The organism is Sediminicoccus sp. KRV36 (assembly GCF_023243115.1).
Taxonomy (GTDB): domain Bacteria; phylum Pseudomonadota; class Alphaproteobacteria; order Acetobacterales; family Acetobacteraceae; genus Roseococcus.
Genome location: NZ_CP085081.1, coordinates 493,731 through 513,939 on the forward strand (window position 1 = coordinate 493,731; position 20,209 = coordinate 513,939).

At 69.0% G+C, this 20,209-nt stretch carries 21 protein-coding genes and 1 other RNA gene; 11 read left to right on the forward strand and 11 right to left on the reverse strand.

Translation table 11 applies throughout. From position 1 onward, the window contains the following. The first annotated feature begins 99 nt into the window (after nt 1-99). From LHU95_RS02340 to LHU95_RS02375, 8 genes are all read left to right on the forward strand, one after another. Nucleotides 100-1,278, forward strand: a complete 1,179-nt coding sequence (locus LHU95_RS02340) for an MFS transporter (RefSeq protein ID WP_248709769.1) — start codon at nt 100-102, stop codon at nt 1,276-1,278. Then, nucleotides 1,275-2,462 (forward strand): radical SAM family heme chaperone HemW, encoded by a 1,188-nt coding sequence (gene hemW / locus LHU95_RS02345; RefSeq protein ID WP_248709770.1) that lies wholly within the window; start codon nt 1,275-1,277, stop codon nt 2,460-2,462. Before LHU95_RS02340 ends, hemW begins: the two co-directional genes overlap by 4 nt. A gap of 139 nt (nt 2,463-2,601) precedes the next feature. Beyond that, the gene (locus tag LHU95_RS02350) at nt 2,602-2,862 is read left to right on the forward strand and encodes a hypothetical protein (protein ID WP_248709771.1); all 261 of its coding nucleotides are present in this window, start codon (nt 2,602-2,604) and stop codon (nt 2,860-2,862) included. Nucleotides 2,863-2,936: 74 nt separating this feature from the next. Then, a complete protein-coding gene (locus tag LHU95_RS02355; protein ID WP_248709772.1) occupies nt 2,937-3,890 on the forward strand; it encodes a tripartite tricarboxylate transporter substrate binding protein in 954 nt (317 codons plus the stop codon). A gap of 20 nt (nt 3,891-3,910) precedes the next feature. Beyond that, nucleotides 3,911-4,435: a heme-binding protein gene (locus LHU95_RS02360; protein WP_248709773.1), complete on the forward strand. Its 525-nt coding sequence runs from the start codon at nt 3,911-3,913 to the stop codon at nt 4,433-4,435. Between the two features lie 233 nt (nt 4,436-4,668). After that, nucleotides 4,669-5,865, forward strand: a complete 1,197-nt coding sequence (locus tag LHU95_RS02365; RefSeq protein ID WP_248709774.1) for a CoA transferase — start codon at nt 4,669-4,671, stop codon at nt 5,863-5,865. Continuing rightward, nucleotides 5,862-6,836 carry a hydroxymethylglutaryl-CoA lyase gene (locus LHU95_RS02370; RefSeq protein WP_248709775.1) on the forward strand — a complete coding sequence of 325 codons (975 nt, stop codon included), beginning with the start codon at nt 5,862-5,864 and terminating at the stop codon, nt 6,834-6,836. The genes LHU95_RS02365 and LHU95_RS02370 overlap by 4 nt, the downstream gene beginning before the upstream one ends. After that, complete coding sequence (locus LHU95_RS02375; protein ID WP_248709776.1) at nt 6,833-7,819, forward strand: tripartite tricarboxylate transporter substrate binding protein; 987 nt, start codon at nt 6,833-6,835, stop codon at nt 7,817-7,819. The genes LHU95_RS02370 and LHU95_RS02375 overlap by 4 nt, the downstream gene beginning before the upstream one ends. A gap of 87 nt (nt 7,820-7,906) precedes the next feature. Here the strand turns inward: LHU95_RS02375 and LHU95_RS02380 are convergent, their stop codons facing one another. The 6 genes from LHU95_RS02380 to ffs form a co-directional block, all read right to left on the reverse strand. Then, the gene (locus LHU95_RS02380) at nt 7,907-9,466 is read right to left on the reverse strand and encodes a DHA2 family efflux MFS transporter permease subunit (protein WP_248709777.1); all 1,560 of its coding nucleotides are present in this window, start codon (nt 9,464-9,466) and stop codon (nt 7,907-7,909) included. Continuing rightward, a complete protein-coding gene (locus LHU95_RS02385) occupies nt 9,463-10,623 on the reverse strand; it encodes an HlyD family secretion protein (protein ID WP_248709778.1) in 1,161 nt (386 codons plus the stop codon). The genes LHU95_RS02380 and LHU95_RS02385 overlap by 4 nt, the downstream gene beginning before the upstream one ends. Before the next feature lie 103 nt (nt 10,624-10,726). Next, nucleotides 10,727-11,317, reverse strand: a complete 591-nt coding sequence (recR, locus tag LHU95_RS02390; protein ID WP_248709779.1) for a recombination mediator RecR — start codon at nt 11,315-11,317, stop codon at nt 10,727-10,729. A gap of 10 nt (nt 11,318-11,327) precedes the next feature. Then, a complete protein-coding gene (locus LHU95_RS02395; protein ID WP_248709780.1) occupies nt 11,328-11,651 on the reverse strand; it encodes a YbaB/EbfC family nucleoid-associated protein in 324 nt (107 codons plus the stop codon). Continuing rightward, nucleotides 11,652-13,565, reverse strand: coding sequence for a DNA polymerase III subunit gamma/tau (locus LHU95_RS02400; RefSeq protein WP_248709781.1), 1,914 nt, complete (start codon nt 13,563-13,565; stop codon nt 11,652-11,654). Between the two features lie 33 nt (nt 13,566-13,598). Further along, nucleotides 13,599-13,695, reverse strand: an RNA gene (gene ffs, locus LHU95_RS02405) — signal recognition particle sRNA small type. A gap of 144 nt (nt 13,696-13,839) precedes the next feature. Here ffs and LHU95_RS02410 point away from each other — a divergent pair. Next, complete coding sequence (locus tag LHU95_RS02410) at nt 13,840-14,283, forward strand: YHS domain-containing (seleno)protein (RefSeq protein WP_248709782.1); 444 nt, start codon at nt 13,840-13,842, stop codon at nt 14,281-14,283. A 202-nt stretch (nt 14,284-14,485) separates the two neighbouring features. On the opposite strand, the gene LHU95_RS02415 is transcribed toward LHU95_RS02410, so the two are convergent. Then, a complete protein-coding gene (locus LHU95_RS02415) occupies nt 14,486-14,845 on the reverse strand; it encodes a hypothetical protein (RefSeq protein ID WP_248709783.1) in 360 nt (119 codons plus the stop codon). 346 nt (nt 14,846-15,191) lie between these two features. Here LHU95_RS02415 and nudC point away from each other — a divergent pair, with 346 nt between their 5' ends. Continuing rightward, on the forward strand, nt 15,192-16,115 hold the full coding sequence (gene nudC, locus LHU95_RS02420) for an NAD(+) diphosphatase (RefSeq protein ID WP_248709784.1): 924 nt from the start codon (nt 15,192-15,194) through the stop codon (nt 16,113-16,115). Then, nucleotides 16,112-16,402 (forward strand): phosphoribosylamine--glycine ligase, encoded by a 291-nt coding sequence (locus tag LHU95_RS02425; protein WP_248709785.1) that lies wholly within the window; start codon nt 16,112-16,114, stop codon nt 16,400-16,402. Before nudC ends, LHU95_RS02425 begins: the two co-directional genes overlap by 4 nt. 216 nt (nt 16,403-16,618) lie before the next feature. Here LHU95_RS02425 and LHU95_RS02430 read toward each other — a convergent pair whose 3' ends face one another. The 4 genes from LHU95_RS02430 to LHU95_RS02445 all read right to left on the reverse strand — a co-directional run bounded on the left by LHU95_RS02430 (nt 16,619) and on the right by LHU95_RS02445 (nt 20,203). Continuing rightward, nucleotides 16,619-17,032: a hypothetical protein gene (locus tag LHU95_RS02430; protein WP_248709786.1), complete on the reverse strand. Its 414-nt coding sequence runs from the start codon at nt 17,030-17,032 to the stop codon at nt 16,619-16,621. Between the two features lie 109 nt (nt 17,033-17,141). Then, complete coding sequence (gene ugpC / locus LHU95_RS02435) at nt 17,142-18,230, reverse strand: sn-glycerol-3-phosphate ABC transporter ATP-binding protein UgpC (RefSeq protein ID WP_248709787.1); 1,089 nt, start codon at nt 18,228-18,230, stop codon at nt 17,142-17,144. Between the two features lie 141 nt (nt 18,231-18,371). Continuing rightward, nucleotides 18,372-19,265, reverse strand: coding sequence for a carbohydrate ABC transporter permease (locus tag LHU95_RS02440; RefSeq protein ID WP_248709788.1), 894 nt, complete (start codon nt 19,263-19,265; stop codon nt 18,372-18,374). Further along, nucleotides 19,265-20,203 (reverse strand): sugar ABC transporter permease, encoded by a 939-nt coding sequence (locus LHU95_RS02445; RefSeq protein WP_248709789.1) that lies wholly within the window; start codon nt 20,201-20,203, stop codon nt 19,265-19,267. The genes LHU95_RS02440 and LHU95_RS02445 overlap by 1 nt, the downstream gene beginning before the upstream one ends. Nucleotides 20,204-20,209 lie beyond the last annotated feature (6 nt).

A 20,209-nucleotide genomic window follows, 5' to 3' on the forward strand; every position in this document is an offset into this window, starting at 1 on the left:
GCCGCAGCTTCCTTGCAACGGGCTTCGGGGTCGCCGCGTTGCGGGATTGACGCGCTGCCCGGCGCGTCCATCCCGCCGCTTCCGAGCCAGGACCCTGCCATGACCCCGTCGCTGCCGGCGCTGAATGCGCTGAACTTCTTCATGGCCGATGTGCGGGACGGGCTTGGCCCCTTCCTTGGCGTGTTCCTGCAGGATCAGGGCTGGGCACCCGGCGCCATTGGCCTGGCGATGACGCTGGGTGGGCTGGCCGGCGTGGTCGCCACCACGCCGCTCGGCGCGCTGGTGGATGCGACGCGGGCCAAGCGCGCCCTGGTGGCCATCGCCGCCATGGCCGTGATCTTCGCCTGCGCGACCAACTACCTGCTGCCCCGGATGGGCGTGGTGGTGCCGACGCAGATGATCGCGGCCATCGCCGCCGCCGCCATTGGTCCCGCTCTGGCGGGCATCACGCTCGGGCTGGTGGGGCAGGCGGGATTCCCGCATCAGCTCGGCCGCAACGAGGCCTGGAACCATGCGGGCAATGCCACCGCCGCCGTGCTCTCCGGCCTGCTCGGCTGGTGGCTGGGGATCGGCGCGGTGTTCGCCCTGATGGCGGCCATGGCCATCGCTTCGCTCATCGCGCTCGCGGCGATTCCGGCGCGGGCCATCAACCACGAAGCGGCGCGCGGTGCGGTGGGCGCGCCGGTGCCGCTGCGCAGCCTGCTGGCCTCTCGCCCCTTGCTGCTGCTGGCCGGCACGCTGCTGCTGTTCCACCTGGCCAATGCGGCGATGCTGCCGCTGCTGGGCCAGGCCATGGTGGCGCGCGGCACGGCGGGCGACCCCAGCGCCTATACCGCCGCGACCGTCATCGTGGCCCAGGGTGCGATGATCCCGATGGCGCTTCTGGCGGCCTGGATGGCGGAGCGCCGGGGCTACCGGCTGGTCTTCATCCTGGCCCTGCTGGCCTTGCCGCTGCGCGGCGCGCTGGCGGGCCTCGTCCCGCATCCGGCGATCCTGCTGCCGGTGCAATTGCTGGATGGCGTGGGTGCCGGGCTGCTCGGCGTGGCGGTGCCCGGCCTCGCCGCGCGGCTGTTGCAGGGGACGGGCCGGATCAATGCCGGCCTTGGCCTGGTTCTGACGGCGCAGGGCATTGGCGCCGCCTTCAGCGCGCTGCTGGGCGGCATGGTGGCCGAGGCGCTGGGCTATCACGCCGCCTTCTGGGTGCTGGGCGGCGTGGCGCTGGCCGCGCTGCTGCTGTGGCTTGCGGGCGGGCGGATCCTGCGCGAAGCAGGGGCGTGACAGAACCCCTCGCCCTCTACATCCATTGGCCCTTCTGCGCCGCCAAATGCCCCTATTGCGACTTCAACTCGCATGTGCGCGAGGCCGGCGTGGACCATGCGCGCTTCCGCGCCGCCCTGCGGCGCGAATTGGCCTTCGAGGCCGGGCGCGCGGGGCGGCGGCCGCTGGCCAGCATCTTCTTCGGCGGCGGGACACCGAGCCTGATGGAGCCCGAGACCGTGGCGGCGCTGATCGCGGATGCCGGGACCCTGTTCGACATGGCGCCCGACATCGAAATCACGCTGGAAGCCAACCCGACCAGTGTCGAGATCGGCAAGCTGCGCGAATTCCGCGCGGCGGGGGTGAACCGCGCCTCCCTCGGCGTCCAGTCGCTCGACGCCGAGGCGCTGCGCTTTCTCGGCCGCCGGCATGATGCCGGAGAGGCGATCACCGCGCTGGAAGCCGCGCGCGAGATCTTTCCGCGCCTCTCCTTCGATCTGATCTATGCGCGGCCCGGCCAGGCCGAGGCCGCCTGGCGGGCGGAGCTGCGCCAGGCGCTGGCGCTCGCCGCCGATCATCTCAGCCTGTACCAGCTCACCATCGAGCCCGGCACGCGCTTCGCCACGCAATATGCGCGCGGTGATTTCGCCCTGCCGGCCGAGGATGACGCGGCCCGCATGTATGAAGCGACCGCCGAGGAAGCGCGGCGCTTCGGCCTTGTTCCCTATGAGGTCAGCAACTACGCGAAGCCGGGGGCGGAGAGCCGGCACAACCTCGCTTATTGGCGCTATGGCGATTACCTCGGCATCGGCCCTGGCGCGCATCAGCGCATGCTGCGACGCGCTGCGCCGGCCATTCACGCCTCCGGCGATGGCGGCGTGATGCTGGCCACCCGCCGCCACCGCGCGCCGGAGGAATGGGCCGCGCGCGTGGAGCAATCCGGCCATGCGATCGTGGAGGAGGAGGAGCTGTCCCCGCGCGACCGTGGGCGCGAGGCGCTGCTGATGGGGCTGCGCCTCGCCGAGGGCGTGGACCCCGCCAGAATCGAGGCGCGCAGCGGCTTGCGCTTCGTGGACACGGTGGACCCCGCGATGCTCAGCGCCTGCCTGGAGGAGGGGTATCTGGAGTGGCAGGGGCCACGCCTGGTGGCGACCAGCGAAGGCCGCGTGCGCCTCGACGCCCTGCTTCCGGCCTTGCTTCGCTGAGGCGGGCTGTGCAGGATGCAACCATGTTCCTGAAGAGCACCCTTTCGCGAATTACGCGCCCGGCCGGCTGATCCGCGTCGCGAGCCCGCGGCGCGCCACCGCGCCGGGCCTTCGCGAACCCCTTTCAGGAACCACCCTCATGACCACCAATGTGCTGTTTACCGTGGATGCCTTCGCCGAACCCGGCCTGCTGCCACGCCTTCTGCAACCCTTCGCCAAGCGGGACCTGACGCTCGACCACATGCTGGCCCGCCGGGAGGGCGAAATGCTGCGCGTGGAACTCGGCATGGCGGCCATGCCGGCGGAGATGGTGCATCTCGTCGCCGGCAATCTCGGCCAGGTGATCGGCGTGGTGCGCGTCCAGGAAACCCGCCGCGAGGCGCTGCGCGAAGCCGCCTGACTGGACGCTGACGCGCCGCGCTGATCTAGTCCGGAACGAGCGCGGGAATCGCGCCGCTTTCGGGAGGTTCCTGCATGCCCTTGTCGCGCCGCCTGGCCCTTGCCGCCGCCCTGCTGCCAGGGCTGGCGCAGGCGCAGGAATACCCGGCCCGCGCGCCACGCCTGTTGATCGGCTTTCCACCCGGCAGTGCCGCCGATGTCGCGGCGCGGCTGATCGCCCCGCCGCTGGGCGTGGCGCTGGGCCAGAACCTCATCATCGAGAACCGGCCAGGCGCTGGCAGCAACATCGCGACCGAGCAGGCGGCGCGTGCCGCGCCCGATGGCTATACGCTGCTGCTCGGCTCCGTCGCCAATACGATCAATGCGAGCCTGCAGCGCGACCTGCCCTTTGATTTCGCGCGGGACCTCGCCCCCGTGGCGCCCTTTGTCAGCATTCCGAACCTGCTGGTGGTGCATCCTTCCGTGCCGGCCACGAATGTGGCCGAGCTGATCGCCCTGGCGCGTGCGGGGCAGCTTTTCTTTGCCTCCTCCGGGATCGGCACGGCGCCGCATCTCTCGGGCGAGTTGTTCAACCTGATGACCGGCACGCGGATGACGCATGTGCCCTATCCGGGCAGCGCGCAGGCGGTGACGGATCTTCTGGCCGGGCGTGTCTGCGTGATGTTCTCACCCGCCTCCACGGTGTTGCAGCATGTCCGCGCGGGGCGGCTGCGGGGCCTCGCTTCCACCGGGGCCACGCGCACGGCGGCGGCCCCCGAATTGCCGACCATGATCGAGGCCGGGCTGGCGGGCTTCCTGAGCGCCGTCTGGTTCGGCCTGATGGCGCCCGGGGCGACACCCGCCCCCATCATCACGCGGCTGGCCGAGGCGGTGCGCATCGCCCTGAACACCGGCGAGACCCGCGCCCAGCTCATCGCCCAGGGCTTTGACGTGCTGGATGGCGGGCCGGCCGATCTGGCCCGGCTGATCGCCGAGGAAACCACCAAATGGGCGCGCGTCGTCGAAGCCTCCGGCGCGCGGAACAACTGATCTCACGAAAGGGTAGCTGAATGGCCAAGCTCAGGCTCGCCGAATGCCGGCGCTTCATCCGCGCGGTGATGGAAAAGGCGGAGGAGATGAAGGTGCCGGTCTCCGTCGCGATGGTCGGCCCGGAAGGCCATCTCATCGCCATGGAACGGATGGATGATGCGGGCTGGATTACGCCCGAGACGGCGGCGGCCAAGGCCTTCACCATGGCGGCCTTCCGCTCGATGAGCCCGCGCTTCCAGGATGGCCTGGTCACGCAGCAATGGCTGCGGGAACGCAATCCGCAACTCGCCGTGAATGCGGCGGTGTTCACCGGCGGCAAGATCTTCATCTCGGGCGGTGCGGCGCCGGTCTTCAAGGGCAATGAGCTGGTCGGCGCCTATGGCATCAGCGGCGGCACCTCGGACCAGGATGAGGTGATGGGCTGCTACGCCCGCGAAAAGCTGGGCTGGCTGCACAAGCCGGCCAAGGACGACACGCCGCAGGAGGTGAAGGACCACATCAACGCGATCTACGACAAGGTGGGCCTGGGCAAGCGCAAGCTCTGAGACGGCGGCGCGACCCCGGCGGGAGGGGCGGCAAGCCGCGCCGCCCTGATCTCCTGGCTTCACGCAAGCGGGACGCATGTGTTCCTGCCGGGGCGCTGGTCCTTCCATCCGCGTCTCCGGCGGCGCTCACGCCAGGCATCTGCGGGTGGCGCGCTGTCCGGCATGCCGGGCGATGCGTTGACCTTCGGGCCATGCCGGGCAAGAATTGTCCGGACAATATATCGGGGGCGCGCATGAACCAGACCAAGGGACCGCTCGCCGGCTTGCGCGTGATTGACGCCTCGAATTTCCTGGCCGCCCCCACCGTCTCCATGCACCTGGCCGACATGGGGGCCGAGGTGATCAAGCTCGAACGTCCGGGCGGCGGCGATGAGTTCCGCAACTGGGGCCGCAGGCGGGACGATATCGCGCTGTATTACAAGGTGGTGAACCGCAACAAGCTCTCGGTCACGGCGGATTTCCGCACGCCGCTGGGCGTGGAGACGGTGAAGCGCCTGGTGCGCGACGCCGACCTGATCGTGGAAAACTACCGCCCCGGCACGATGGAGAAATGGGGCCTGGGCTATGACGTGCTGTCGGCCATCAACCCGCGCCTCGTCATGCTGCGGGTGACCGGCTACGGGCAGGAGGGGCCGAATGCGGGCAAGCCCGGCTTCGGCACCGCCCTCGAGGGCTATGCCGGCTTCGTCTATATCAATGGCGAGGCGGATGGCCCGCCCTTGCTGCCGCCCTTCGGGCTTTCGGATGCCAGTTCCGGCCTGTGCGGCGCCTTCCTGGCGCTCGCCGCCCTGCGGGAGCGCGATGCCTCGGGCCAAGGCCAGGTGGTGGATCTGGCCCTCTATGAGGCGATGTTCGCCATGCTCGGCCCCTTCATCGTCGAGCATGACCAATTGGGCGTGGTGCAGGAGCGCATGGGCTCGCGCCTGCCCTGGGTGGCGCCGCGCAACACCTATCAATGCGCGGATGGCGCCTGGGTGAGCCTCAGTGCTTCCTCCAACGGCACGTTTGCGCGGCTTTGCGCGGCCCTCGAAGCGCCGGACCTCGCGGCCGATCCGCGCTTCGCGGAAAATGCCGGACGGGTCGCGCATGTGGTGGCGCTGGACGCGGAATTATCCGCGCTGATCGGCCGGCTGGATCGCGCCACGCTGATCGCGCGGCTGGAAGCCTCGGATGCGGTGGTGGCGCCGGTGAACAGCGTGGCCGACATCATGCGGGACGCGCATATGGCGGCCCGGGGTTCCATCATCACCGTGGAGGATACGGAGCTGGGCGGCCCCATGCGCATGCAGGCGCCCTCCGGCCGCTTTTCCCGCACCCCGCCCGGGATCCATCACGCGGGCCCACCGGCGGGCGCGCATAACCGCGCCATCCTCATGGAGCGCCTGGGCTTTACCGAGGCCGAATTGCACGCAGCGGGAATCGCGCCATGATCAGCTTCCCAGCCCGCGCCATCATCACCGAAGTCGGCCCGCGCGACGGGTTGCAATCGCTCGGCCGCTTCGTGCCCACAGACGAAAAACTCTGGCTGATCGAGCGGCTGGCCGCGGCCGGGCTGCGCGAGATCGAGGCCGTCTCCTTCGCCCATCCGCGCTTCATTCCCGAATTGCGCGACGCCGAGGCGGTGCTGGAGCGCCTGCCGCCGCTGCCCGGCGTGAATCTGCGCGGCCTCGTGCCCAATGCGCGCGGGGCGGAGCGCGCGGCCGCCACGCGGATTGATGAAATGGTCGGGCTGATCACCGCCTCGGTCGCCTATTCCGCGCTCAATCAGAACACCACCATCGAAGGTGCCTTGGAGCAGGCCATCCTCGCACTCCGCATCGCTGAGCGCGCGGGGAAGCGTTTTTCGCTCGGCCTCGGCATGGCCTTCTGGTGCCCGCTGGATGGGCTGATTCCGGAGGAACGCGTGCTGGCCATCGTGGCCCGGCTCTACGATGCGGGGCTGCGCGAGCTGATGCTCGCCGGCAGTCTGGGCTTCGAGGACCCGCCGACGGTGCGCGCCCGCTTCGCCCGCATCCTGGACCGCCATGCGGGCATGACGCTCTGCTATCATGTGCATGACCAGGCGGGGCTGGCTTCGGCCAATGTGCTGGCCGCGCTGGATGCCGGGGTGACGCGCTTCGAGGTTTCGATCTGCGGCCTGGGCGGCGGTGTCGCCACCCCCGAGGCCATCGGCAACATGCCGACCGAGGATCTGGTGCAGATGCTGGAACTCTGCGGCATCGAAACAGGGCTGGAATCGGGCGCGGTGATCGCGGCCGCGCGCGACATCGCCGCCCGGCTCGCACTGCCGCTGACCAGCCGGGCCGGGCTGCATGGCAACCGCGCCGAGGCGCTGGCGCATGGCCGTGCCAAGATCGCCGCCAAATCCAGGGCCGTCACGGAATCGGGAGCTTCGTCATGAGAAACGCCATGTGCAACCGGCGGCACTTCGCCCTGGCTTTGCCGGGACTGGCCTTGCCGAGGCTGGCGCGCGCACAGGATTTTCCGCGCCAGCAGATCCGCCTGATCCTGCCGTTTGCGCCCGGCACCGGCAGCGACGCCATCGCCCGGATCGTCGCGCATGAAACCCGCAACCGCCTGGCGCATCCGATCGTGGTGGAAAACCGCCCGGGTGGCGGTGGCATCACCGGCACGGAGCAGGGCGCGCGCGCCGCACCCGATGGGCATACGCTGACGCTCGGCACCACCAGCACCTTCCTGGTGAACCCGGCGCTCAACCCCCGCGCGGGCTACAGTTTCGAGCGCGATTTCGCGCCGGTGGTGGGCATCGGGCGCAGCTTCTACGTGCTGGTGACGGCCAATACGCCCACCGCGCCGCGTAGCCTCGGCGAATTGATCGAAAGGCTGCGGGCGCCTGGCGCGCATGGCACCTTCGCCTCCTCCGGCGCGGGCACCATCACGCATCTCGCCTCCGAGATCGTGCTGCACAAGGCGCGCGTGGCCGGGACCCATGTGCCCTATCGCGGCAGCGGGGCCGCCATGGCCGACATCATCGGCGGGCAGGTGCTGTTCGGCTCGGATTCGCTGGCCGCCACGCTGCCGCTGATCCGCGGCGGGCAGCTGCGCGCGCTGGCCGTCACCTCCCCCACGCGTTTCGCCGGCCTGCCCGATGTGCCCACGCTGATCGAGAGCGGCATGCCCGATACGGTGATTGACGCCTGGTTCGGCATCGGTGCGCCCATCGCCACGCCCGCGCCCATCGTGGCGCAGCTCAGCGAGGTGATCCTCGCCGCCATCCAGAGCGAGGAGGCAAAGCCGCGCTTCGAGGCGCTGGGGGTGGATCTGCTGGCGCTGGGCCCCGAGGGCTTCGCGCAATTCGTTCGGCAGAGCGGGGTGTTCTGGCGGGCGTTCCTGCGCGACAGCGGTATCCGGATCGAGTTCTGAGGGCGACGAGGGGCCTGGCCCCCGGCGCTATCGAATCTGCAGGAAACTGAGTTTCCTGCCGGGGTCCAAGCGCCAGCGCCCCTGGCCCTACCCCCGATACCCTGGCGGCTTCTGCCGCAGCGTCAGCCCCGGCAGGATCGCCAGCAGGCAGAGGATGCCCACGATGAGGAAGGCATCCCGGAAGCCCAGCATCTGCGCCTGGGCTTCCACCATGCGCATCATGAAATCATGCGCCGCGTCGCGCCGGATCACCTCCGGCAGGCCGCCCTGGCCGTACAGGTTTTCCAGCATCCGGCGCGCTTCCAGCGTGGCGCTGCCGCCATCCAGCAGCGGCCCCAGCGTATCGGCATGCAGCTGCGTCCGCCGCTCCAGATAGACGGAAAGCAGGTTGGTGCCGAAGGCGCCGCCCAGCATGCGGAAGAAGTTGATCGTCCCCGCACCCTGGCCAAAGAGATGCGGCGGCAAGGCGCGCATCGCGCCCACATTCATGTTGGGCATGGTGAGGCCGAGGCCGATGCGCCCGATCAGGATCCAGATGGCGAGTTCCCAGAAATCCGTATCGGTGCCGACAAAGCTCAGCAGCCAGGAGGAGAGGCAGAAGAAAGCCAGCCCCACGCAAACCGGAATCCAGGGCGGCACGAAATCCGCCATGCGCCCGGCCAGCAGGAACACGAAAGCCACCACCAGCCCGCCCGGCATCATGATCAGCCCCGAGCGTGTGGGCGTGTAGCCCTGCACCACCTGCACCAGCAGCGGCAACAGGTAGGTCGAGCCGAAGATGGCAGCGCCATAGATGAAGGCGACCAGCGCCGCCGCCGTGAAGCCGCCATGGCGGAAGACGCGCAGATTCATCAGGGGCGCCGGCGCGATCCCCTGCCAGATGAGAAAGCCCAGCGTCGCCGCCAGCGCGATGGCGAGTTGCCCCACCACGCGGTTGGAATTCCAGCCATCATGCTGCCCATCCGTCAGCCCCGAGAGCAGCGTGCCGATGGCGATGGCGAGCAGCGCGCAGCCCAGCCAGTCGAAGCCGCGCGCAGCACCCGTCGCCAAACGGCCGGGCATGAAGAAAAAGCTCATCACCAGGCCCAGGGCGGCGGGGGGCAGGCTCAGGAAGAACACCGCATGCCAGGAGAATTCATCCACCATGATGCCGCCCAGCGTGGGCCCGATGGCCGGCGCCATCACCACGCCGAAGCTGAACAACCCCATCGCCGTGCCGCGCCGCTCGGGCGGGAAGACCAGGAAGATCACCTGCATCGAGAGCGGTTGCAGCAGCCCCGCCGCCGCCCCCTGCGCCACGCGGCACGCCACCATCACGGCGGTGGAGGTGGCCACGCCCGCCAGGATGGAGCTGAGGATGAAGACGGTGATCGCGAAGCCATAGGTGCGGCGGAAGCCAAACCGCTCCACCGCCCAGGCATTCAGCAGCATGAAGCCGGTATTGGCGGCCAGGAAGCCGGTGGAGAGCAACTGCCCCTCCTCATGCCCCATGCCCAGCGCGCCCACGATATCGGGCAGCGCCACGACGACGATGGTGGAGGAGAGAATGGTGGAAATGGTGCCGGTCAGCGCCGTCAGCGTCACCCACCAGCGATAGGCTGGGCCATAGCGCGCGAACAGCGCCTCGACGGAGGCGCCCTCGCTCACCCGCGCGCTTCACCGGTGACGCGCACCAGCATGCCCGGGCGCAGCAGGCCAGGTGGCGGCGGCGGGTCCAGCCGCACGCGCAGGGGCAGGCGCTGGGTGATGCGGGTGAAATTGCCCGAAGGGTTGGCGCTGGGCAGCAGCGCGAATTCGCTGGTCGCGGCCTCCACCATGCGGTCCACGACACCGGCAAAGACCTGGCCCGGCCAGGCATCCACCGTGACCTGCACGGGCGCGCCCGGGCGGAAATGGCGGATGTCGGTTTCCTTCACATTGGCCTCGATGCGGATCTGCGCGGGGCTGTGCACCATGATGATGCGCTGGCCGGCCAGCACATACTCGCCGGGGTCCATGAAGATGCGGTCCACCACGCCATCAAACGGCATGCGGATGGTGCGGTCCGCCAGATCCAGCGCCGCGCGGTCCCGGGTGGCGGTCAGCTCACGCTCCTGCGGGCCCAGCGAATCCAGCTGGCGGGCGATGACCTGCATCTCCTCCCGCGCGGCCATGGCCAGCGCCATCAGCGCCTCCGCATTGCGGATTTCGGCCGCGGCGGCGATGGCGCGCTGGCGGGCGGAATCGAGGCCGGCGCGCAGCATCTCGAAGCGCTGGCGGGTGCCCGCACCGCTCTGGATCAGTCGCTCGGCGCGGAGCAGCTCGGCCTCGGCGAAATCGCGCTCGGCCTCGGCGGCGGGCAGGGTGGTGCGGGCGGAATCGAGCTTGGCCATGGCCGCCGCGTGCTGGCTTTCGCTCTGCCGGTCCACCTGGATCAGCCGCGCCTGCAATTCGCCGCGCCGGGCGGCGATGCCGGCCAGGCGGGCATTGAGTTCCTCCACCGCCAGCGCCGCCTCCCGCGCGTCAATCTGCACCAGCAGGTCGCCCTGGCGCAGCGCATCCCCGGCGGTGACGGGCAGGGCCTGCACCCAGCCGGGCACACGGCTGGCCAGGATGACCATGTCGGAGGCGACGCGGGCATCATCGAGGACGACATGGGTGAACTGGAATTGCAGCCAGCGGGCGCCAAGGCCGAGCGCGAGGAGAACGGCCAGCGCCGCGCCCAGAAGCTGCACCCTGTGGCGCAGCCTGACCCGCCCAACCTTCCCCAAGGTCTTGAGCGGGGCGCCGTCACGCGTGCTGCGCTCGGCCGGCCCGATATCCATCGCCGCATCCTTCCCGCCGCGTCCATGACCCGGCTGGTGAAAATCATAGGCCCAGTTTGCTTGTCAGGACAAATCCACCGCAAGCCTGTCTCAGCTGGCGGATTCAGCGCCGCGCCTTGAAGGCCGCGGCCAGCGTTCCGTCATCCAGCACATCGAGCGCGCCGCCCATGGGCACGCCCTGCGCGAGGCGCGTCACCGGCACGCCCAGCGGCCGCAGCCGGTCCGCCAGGTAATGCGCCGTGCTGGCCCCCTCCACCGTGGCGGGCAGGGCCAGGATCACCTCGCGAAGACCCGGCGCGCTGGCGCGGTGCAGCAGCGGCGTGATCGCAAGCTCCTCCGGCCCCACGCCGGCCAGCGGCGAGAGCGTGCCGCCCAGCACGTGATAGAGCCCGTGATGCGCATGGGCGCGTTCCAGCGCCCATAATTCGCCCACCCCCTCCACCACGCAGATCAAGCCCTGGTCGCGCTGCGTGTCGGTGCAGATGTGGCAGGGGTCGCTGGCGTCGAGATTGCCGCATAGCGAGCAGGGCTTCACCGCCTCCGCCGCCGCCCGCAGCGCATCGGCCAGCGGCAGCATCCGCGTCTCGGGCGCCATGAGCATGCGCAAAGCCGCCCGCCTTGCGCTGCGCCGGCCGAGGCCAGGCAGCTTCGCCAGAAGCTGGATCAGATGCTCGACAGGGTCGTTCGGGCGCACGCGGCCCTGGTCAGAAGGGCAGCTTCAGGCCGGCGGGCAGGTTCATCCCCGCCGTCGCCTTCTGCATTTCCTCGGCCATCATCGCCTCCACCTTCTGCTTCGCATCGGCATGGGCGGCGAGGATCAGATCCTCCAGCACCTCACGGTCCTCGGCGGTCATCAGCGAGGGGTCGATGGCGATGCGGCGCAATTCTCCCTTGCCGGTCAGCTTCAGCTTCACCATGCCGGCACCGGCCTGGCCTTCGACTTCGGTGGCTTCCAGCTTGGCCTGCATCTCCGCCATGCGGGTCTGCATCTGCTGGGCCTGCTTCAACATATTGCCGAGATTCTTCACTCAATCCTCCTCTGGAAAATCCAGCCCCGCCGCTTCCGCTTCCGCGTAGGAGAGCGACTCCATCTCAGGGGGCACATATTCGGGTTCTTCGTCGCTGCCGGGCGCGATGATGGGCTTCAGCCCATAGGCGTCCACGCTGTCATCGCGCACCGCATCCAGCTGCGCGCCGGGAAAGGCCAGCAGGATGGCTTGCACGATCGGATGGGTCTGGGCAACGGCCCGGCGGTCCGTCTCGGCCGCGCGGGATTGCTCGGCCAGCGTGGGCTCGCCCTCGGCATTGCTCAGCGCCACCGTCCAGCGCGCGCCGGTCTGTTCCTCCAGCAGCGCCTTGAGCTGGGCGCCGAGGTCACGCGGCGCCTGCGGCCGCACGCGGATTTCCACCTGGCCGGGGGCGATGCGCACCGGGTGCACATCATGCAGCAGATGCGCATGCAGCAGCGCCTGGTTGGCGGCCGAGGCGATGGCCGCGATCTCCCGCCAGGCGGTGGGTTGGGGCAGCGGGGCGGGTGCCGGCGCGATCGCCACGCCCCCCGCCATCATCCGCATGCCGCCGCCGCCACCCACCGGCGCCGCGGCACCACCCCCGGCCGGGACGCTGCCGCCGGCTTCCAGCCGCTTCAGGATATCCCCCGGCGTGGGCTGCTCGGCCACATGCGCGAGGCGGATCAGCACCATCTCGGCGGCGGCGCGGCGGTCGGGCGCGGCCAGCACCTCCTCGATGCCCTTCAGCAGCATCTGCCAGGCGCGGGTCAGCATCGGCACCGAAAGCCGCGCGGCCAGGGCCGCACCCCGCACGCGCTCCGTCTCCGGCAGGGCCGCATCCTCGCGCAGCGCCGGGATGGCGGCGAAGCGCGTCAGCATATGGGTCTGCTCCAGCAGATCCTGCATGATGGTGAGCGGCTCCGCGCCACGCTCATGCCCCTCCGCCATGCGGGAGAGGGCGAGCGGCAGGTCGGCGTTCATCACCGCCTCCAGCACGTCGAACACCAGCGCGCGATCCGCGAGGCCAAGCATGTCGCGCACGGATTCGGTGGTGACGGCGCCGCTCTCGCCCGCCAGCGCGATGGCCTGGTCCAGCAGGGAGAGCCCGTCCCGCACCGAGCCATCGGCGGCGCGCGCCAGCATGGCCAGGGCACCTTCCTCGATGCTCGCCTGTTCCTTGCCCGCGATGTTCAGGAAATGCGCGCGCAGGCGCTCCTCCGGGACGCGCTTCAGCGAGAAGGTCTGGCAGCGGCTGCGGATGGTGATGGGCACCTTGCGCAGCTCGGTCGTCGCCAGGATGAAGGTGATGTTGGGCGGCGGTTCTTCCAGCGACTTCAGCAGGGCGTTGAAGGCCTGCTCGGTCAGCATGTGGACTTCGTCGAGGATGAAGACCTTCTGCCGGCCCTGCGCCGGGCGGAAGCGCAGCGCCTCACGCAGCTCGCGCACGTCATCGATGCCGCGGTTGCTGGCGGCGTCCATCTCGACCACATCGGGGTGGCGGTCGGCCAGGATGCCGACGCATTCGGGGCAGATTCCGCAGGGGTCCGCCGTGGGGCCGCCCTTGCCATCCACGCCCACGCAATTCAGCGCGCGGGCGATGATGCGGGCGGTGGTGGTCTTGCCCACGCCGCGCACGCCGGTCAGCAGGAAGGCGTGATGCACCCGGCCGCGCGCGAAGGCATTGCGCAGGGTGCGGATCAGCGACTCCTGCCCGATCAGGTCATCGAGGATCTGCGGGCGGTATTTCCGCGCCAGCACGCGATAGGGCGCGGGCTTGGCGGGCGTGGGGGGCGCTGCTTTGGGGGCTGGCCCTGCGGGCGGCAGGGCGGCGGCTGGCGCGTCGTCAAAGCCGAACAGCCCCGGCCCCTCGGGCGGTGGCGGCTCGGGCAGGCCCTCCTCGGGGCTGGTGTCGCCATACAGGTCGCTGGGCATCATCCGAGCCGGAAAGAGGGGGCGAGAAAAAAGGGTGGAAGGCCGGCAGCGACCCGAGCGAGAACCCGTTACGGCTGCTTCCTTCCGGACCTGACCGGGTTGGCGAGGAGCCCGTCCGCACCGACCTTCCGGGGTGGCATATAGCACGCGCGCCGGCAGTTGCATCCCGGGGGGCGTAACCTTTGCGGCGGGTGGCACGTAGCCGGACCAATCCCCGCCCTGCCGCGCCCCCGTGATCCAGGGCTGGCGGCCCAGCCCAGAAAGGCTCCCTGCCATGCTGCCACGCCGCTCCCTGTTCGGATTGCTCCTCCTGGCACCTGCCCCGCTGGTGTCTTCCGCCTGGGCCCGCAGCTTCGCCGAGCGCGGCGTGGCGCTGCGCGGCACGGATGTCGTCGCCTATTTTACTGAGGGCCGCGTGCTGCGCGGCCGCGCCGAACACGCCGCCGAATGGGATGGGGTGCGCTGGCTGTTCAGCAGCGCCGAGCACCGCGCCCGCTTCCTGGCGGACCCCGCCGCCCATGCCCCCGCCTATGGCGGTTTCTGCGCCTGGGCGGTGTCCCAGGGCTACACCGCCTCGACCGACCCTGCCGCCTGGCGCATCGTGGAGGGCCGGCTGTTTCTCAACTACGACCAGAACATCAAGCGCCGCTGGGAGCGTGACATCCCGGGCTTCATCGCTCTGGGCGATGCGAATTGGCCGAGGCTCAGCCGCGGCTGACCACGGCCTGGCAGGGGCGCAACCACAGCCCCGGTCCCGCGTTGTTTCGCCATGGACCCGATCAAGCCCATCCACAGGATGACCGCCACCGAAGCGCGCGGCGGCCAGAAGCTCAACATGGTGCGCTGGGTGCTGATTTTTGGCCTGGCGCTGGTGATTCCCGGCCTGGGCCTGGTCTGGTACCTGACCCGCCCCTGAGGCCTCAGCGCTTCGCCGGCGCCAGGCCCGTGATCAGCATGACGCGCTCCGAGCGGCGGCAGCCAGTGTCGCCCTGGCAGGAGGGGTGCTGCACCGTCTCGGCGCGCCAGCGCAACAGGAAGCTCTGGCCGATGCGGGATGCCGCGCCCTCGCACAGCTCGAATGCCGCCATCCAGCGCTCGCTGCGGCCGGCCTCGTCGCGGATTTGCAGGTAGCAGGCGATATCCCCGGCCTCGGCCGAGAGCAGCGTGCCGCGCTCGGGCCGCTGGGCGGCGGGCTGCGCCCCAGCCGCCCCGGCGGCGCCCTGCGTCCCGGCCGCCCCGGCGGTGGCCAGGATCACGCCGGCCAGCATCCATCCCCGCATATCCGCCACATCCTGCCGCTGCCGCACCAGCATGGCGGGCGGGCCCGGGGGCGGCAATGGAGGGGCCGGTCCAGGGCCAGCATTTCCCAGGGCGTTCCCAGTACTTGGGCGTTCCCAGTACTTGGGCGTTCCCAGTACTTGGGCGTTCCCAGTACTTGGGCGTGCCCGGTCCTTGGGCGTGCCCGGTTCGGGCTTGGCGCCCTGGTGCCGCATCACATGCACGAAGCCTGGCGCGCGCATCGCCTCGTGGGTCGCGGCCACCGGGTGTTCCAGCGCCGCGCCCGGCGTGCGGGCTATGCTTCCCGCCGGGATTTCCGCTGGGCCGCTTCCGCGTTAGGGTTCATCCATGCTCATGATCCCCGCCAGCCGCGTGAATGTGTACACCGGCAGCCCGCTCGACCGTTGCTCCGGCAGCCGTGACAATGATGAATTCGTGGCCGCCGCCCTGGCGCATGAGGAGGCGCTGTTTGTGCCCGTCTGGCGCTCGCGCAGCCTGATGCGCGGGGTGGAGCAGGGCCGGCCCGAGGCCGTGCTGCTCAGCCGCCCCGGCGCCGAGGCGGTGCGCATGGCCGGCGGCCCCTGGGCCTTCCTGGGCATGTGGGACCAGCGCCCGGTCTTCGCCGTGGATTGCTCCGCCACTGATGATCCCCTGCCCCTGCTGCCGCCCGAGATGGGCAGTTTCTCCGATCTGCGTGGCGTGGCCGGCCTGCTCCCCGCGGGCGAGGCGAGTGTGCTGGCCCATGCGCGCGGCCTGATGCATTGGCGTGTGAAGCATCGCTTCTGCGGCGTCTGCGGCACGGCGACCGAGCCGCGCAGCGCCGGCAATGCCACCGCCTGCCCCAGCTGCGGCGCGCAGCACTTTCCGCGCACCGACCCGGCCGTGATCATGCTGGTGGTGCGCGGCGATTCCTGCCTGCTCGGCCATTCGACGCGCTTCCCCACGGTGACCATGTATTCCACGCTCGCCGGCTTCGTGGAGCCTGGCGAAAGCTTCGAGGAAGCCGTCCGGCGCGAGGTGATGGAGGAGGCGGGCATCGTGGTCGGCCATGTTTCGTATCATTCCTCCCAGCCCTGGCCCTTCCCGGCTTCCATCATGATCGGCTTCCACGCCGAAGGGCTGAGCGAGGCGATCACCATTGACCCCGAGGAGCTGCGGGATGCGCGCTGGTTCACCAAGGATGAGCTGCGCCGCCACCAGGAGCTCGGCTTCTCCCTGCCGCGCGCCGATTCCATCGCGCGGCGCCTGATCGAGGACTGGCTTGCGGCATGAGAATCTTCCCCACCCTGCTGGCCCCCCTGGCGCTGCTGTTCCTCACCGGCTGCGAGGGGCTGGAGCCCTTGGTCGCAGCGCCCGTCATGGACAATGCAGAATGCCGGCAGGAAGCGCAGCGCGCGCCCGAGCGCAACGCGGCGCGCCAGTCGAATTTCGAAAACCAGTCCCAGGTGCGCCGCCTGCTGAGCGAGGAGCGCGATGCGGAGCGACGCCTCTACGATGCCTGCCTGCGGCGCCTCGGCCTGCCCACGCCGGGCGGTGTGGAGGCGATTCGCCGCAATTAGCAGGCGGCTGGAGAACCCCTTGGTGGGACCGAGGGGCCGGCCCCTCGGGCTCCCCGGCAGGAAACTCGTTTCCTGCACCTTCATTCGGGGCTCTGGACCCACCGAAGATCCAGGACACCGGGTTTCCTGGTGAGAGCGCGCGAGGGGGCACAGCCCTCTCGCATCCTGGTCATGTCAAGCGGCCTGCCAGAGCGTGCCCACCCTGGCCCGCCTGGCTCAGGGCGAATACGGAACGCAGGTGGTGATGCGCACCCGCAGCGTCGTATTGTCGCGGGTGGAGCCGCCCGGCGTCATCGCCTGCATCGAGGCCGTGGCCCCATTGGCCTGGATGATGCCGCTGATCGAGCCGGTCTTGCGGCTGTTATTGCCCGAAAGCTCCGTCTCACCCGTGATCCGCACCGCCCCGGTGCCGCGATTCTGGACCGTCACGAAGATATTGTTGAGGCCCAGGCTGCCGCTATGCGTGGCACTGGGCACCCGCAGGTTGCAGCCATTGGTGTTGAGGCCGGCCGAGAGCAGCGTCGGCCCCTGCCAGGTATAGGCGGCCTGCGCCTGTGCGTTCCGGGCGCCCAACCCCAGGATGAGGGGGGTGGCGAGCAGCAGGGCGGCGGGGGTCATCGAAAAGCGCATGGGGTCTTCCGTTTCTTCTCACGCCGGCTGATCTGCCGGCTGACCCGAGAATGGCCCGAGGTGCTGGAAACGTCCAAGCCGCCGCCGCGATGACCCTGATAGGCGGCGCCTATAGGACCTTGCCCGTCGCCTCATCCAGCAGGTGCATGTTGTTCATGTCCACCGTCAGCGTAATGGGCACATTGGGTTCCACATGCACGGTGGGCTCGAATCGGGCGCAGCAATCGCGCGCATCGCCCAGGTGGAAATGCACCATCGTCTCCATGCCCATGGGCTCGATCACCTCGGGCGTGATGATGAGGTCCGAGCGGTTCTGCAGGGTGGGGCGATGGTCGGTCAGATGCTCGGGCCGGATGCCAAAGAGCAGGCTGCGGCCCACAGCACTCGCGTAGCGCGCACGCCGCGCTTCCGGGATGGGCAGCACTGTCCCGTCGGTCAGGTGCACCGCGTCATTCTCGACGCGCGCGTGCAGGAAATTCATGGCCGGCGAGCCGATGAAGCCGGCCACGAAGCGCGTTGCCGGATTGTGATACAGCTCCTGCGGGGGGCCGACCTGCTCGATGATGCCGTGATTCATCACAACCACGCGGTCGGCCAGCGTCATCGCCTCCACCTGGTCATGCGTCACATAGACGGTGGTGGTGCGGACGGTCTGATGGACCTTCTTGATCTCGGTGCGCATCTGCACGCGCAGCTTGGCATCGAGGTTGGAAAGCGGTTCGTCGAACAGGAACACCTTGGGGTCGCGCACGATGGCGCGGCCCATCGCCACGCGCTGCCGCTGCCCGCCCGAGAGCGCCTTGGGCTTGCGGTCCAGCAGGGGGACGATGTCGAGGATCTTGGCCGCATTGTCCACGCGGCGCTTGATTTCTTCCTTCGGGAATTTCCGCAGCATCAGGCCGAAGGCCATGTTGTCGAAGACCGACATATGCGGATAAAGCGCGTAATTCTGGAACACCATCGCGATGTCGCGGTCGCGCGGCGGGATGTCGTTGACGATGGTGCCGCCGATGGAGATGTCGCCGCCGCTGATTTCCTCCAGCCCCGCGATCATGCGCAGCGTGGTGGATTTGCCGCAGCCGGAGGGTCCGACGAGCACGACGAATTCCTGGTCGGCGATGTCGAGGTCAATGCCCTTCACGGCCTGCACGCCGCCCTCATATTCCTTGACGATCTTGCGCAGCGAGAGTTCAGCCATGGTGCGTCCTTTGGGTTAGAGGCCTTGAGGGGCGCTGCCCCTCAAACTCCCCGGCAGGAAACTCAGTTTCCTGCACCTTCGATCAATACGGGTGCAGGGCACGTGTGCCCTGCTGGGGGAGTTTGAGGGGGCAAAGCCCCCTCAACCCTTCGTCGCGCCAGCCGTCAGGCCAGCGATGTAGTAGTCCATGAGGAAGGCATAAACGATCACCGGCGGAAGTGCTGCCAGCAGCGCGCCCGCCATCAATTGCCCCCAGGCGAAGGTATCGCCACGGATCAACTGGCTCACCACGCCGATGGTCAGCGGCATCTCATCGGGGCGCGTGATGAAGGCCGTCGGGTAGACGAAGGCCGCCCAGCTCACGGTGAAGGCAAAGATGGTGGCGGCGATGATGCCGGGCAGCGCCACGGGGATGAAGATCTTCAGCAGCATCTGCGTCCAGGAGGCGCCATCAATCAGCGCCGCCTCATCCAGCTCCTTCGGAATGGAGGCGAAGTAGCCGATCATGATCCAGGTGCAGAAGGGCACGGTCAGCGTCGGATAAACCAGCACCAGCCCCCAGGTGGAGTTGAGCAGCCCGAGCGAGCCGACGATCTGATACAGCGGAATGAACAGCAGCGTGTCCGGCACCAGGTAGGTGAGGAAAACGCCGGTCGCCAGCATCTGGCTGCCCCAGAAGCGCATCCGCGCCAACGCGAAGGCGGCCAGGATGGAGATGATCATGGTCAGTGTCACCACCACGACCGTGATCTTGATGCTGTTGTACATGAACCCGCGAAACATCGGATTGCTGATGATGGCCCAGTAATTCTCCAGCGTCGGGTTGCGCACGATCCAGGGATTGGCGCCCAGATCCGCGACCTCCGCACTCGTCTTCAGGCTGGTCAGCAGCATGTAGAAGGGTGGTGCGAGCATGACGATGGCGGCGAAGATGAGCGAGGCATAGGCGCTCCAGAGCGCCCAGCGCCGCTCGGCCCGCAGGCTGCCCGCCTTGTGGTAGATGCCGGGTGTGTCCCGGCTTGTCGCGGCGGACATCACGCCTCCTCCTTGTTGCGCTGGTTGATGCCGCGCAGCACGAAATAAGCGATGACGGCGAGCAGCGGGAACATGAAGAGGCTGACGGCCGCACCGCGCGGGATGTTGCCCGAGAGGACGCCCACCTGGAACGCGTAGCTCGCAAAGACATGCGTGAGGTCACGCGGCCCGCCATTGGTCAGCACCCGGACGATGTCGTAATTCGCGAAGGTGACGATCAGGCTGAACAGCACCGTGATGGAGATGATGTTGCGCATCATCGGCAGCGTCACGTAGCGCAGCCTTTGCCAGCTCGTGGCGCCGTCAATCGCCGCCGCCTCATAGAGCTGCTCCGGCACGGATTTCAGCGCGGCCAGGTACATGATCATGAAGAAGGGCGCGCCGTACCAGACGTTGACGATGATGACGGAGATGCGCGCCCACCAGGGCTCGCCCAGCCAGGGCACCGAGGGCACGCCGAACACGTTGAGCAGGAAGTTGATCGAGGAATAGGAGGGCTCGAACATCCACCACCAGCCCAGTGTCGAAAGGGCCGGCGGAATCACCCAGGGCACCAGCAGCATGCCGCGCCATTTGCGCTGACCCTTGGTGGGAATGTGGTGCAGCATATGCGCCAGCCAGAAGCCGATCAGCGCCTTCAGCAGCACGGCGGTAACGGCGAAGAAACAGCTCTGCCAGATCACCATCCGGAAGGTTTCGGAATCCAGCAGGATGTTGAAATTCTCGAGCCCGATAAAGGTCGTCATGCGACGATTCAGCGTGGAGAGATACATCGCATACATCGCCGGCCAGGCGACCAGCCCGCCGATCACCGCGATCAGCGGCAGCGTCATCAAAAAGGCGATGGTCGAGCGCCGCCGCGCGAAGCGTTGCAACGTGTTGCCCGGCTTGCGCGCCCGCGCCACAGCCAGCCGCCCTTCGGTGGCGTCCAATGCCATCTCGTC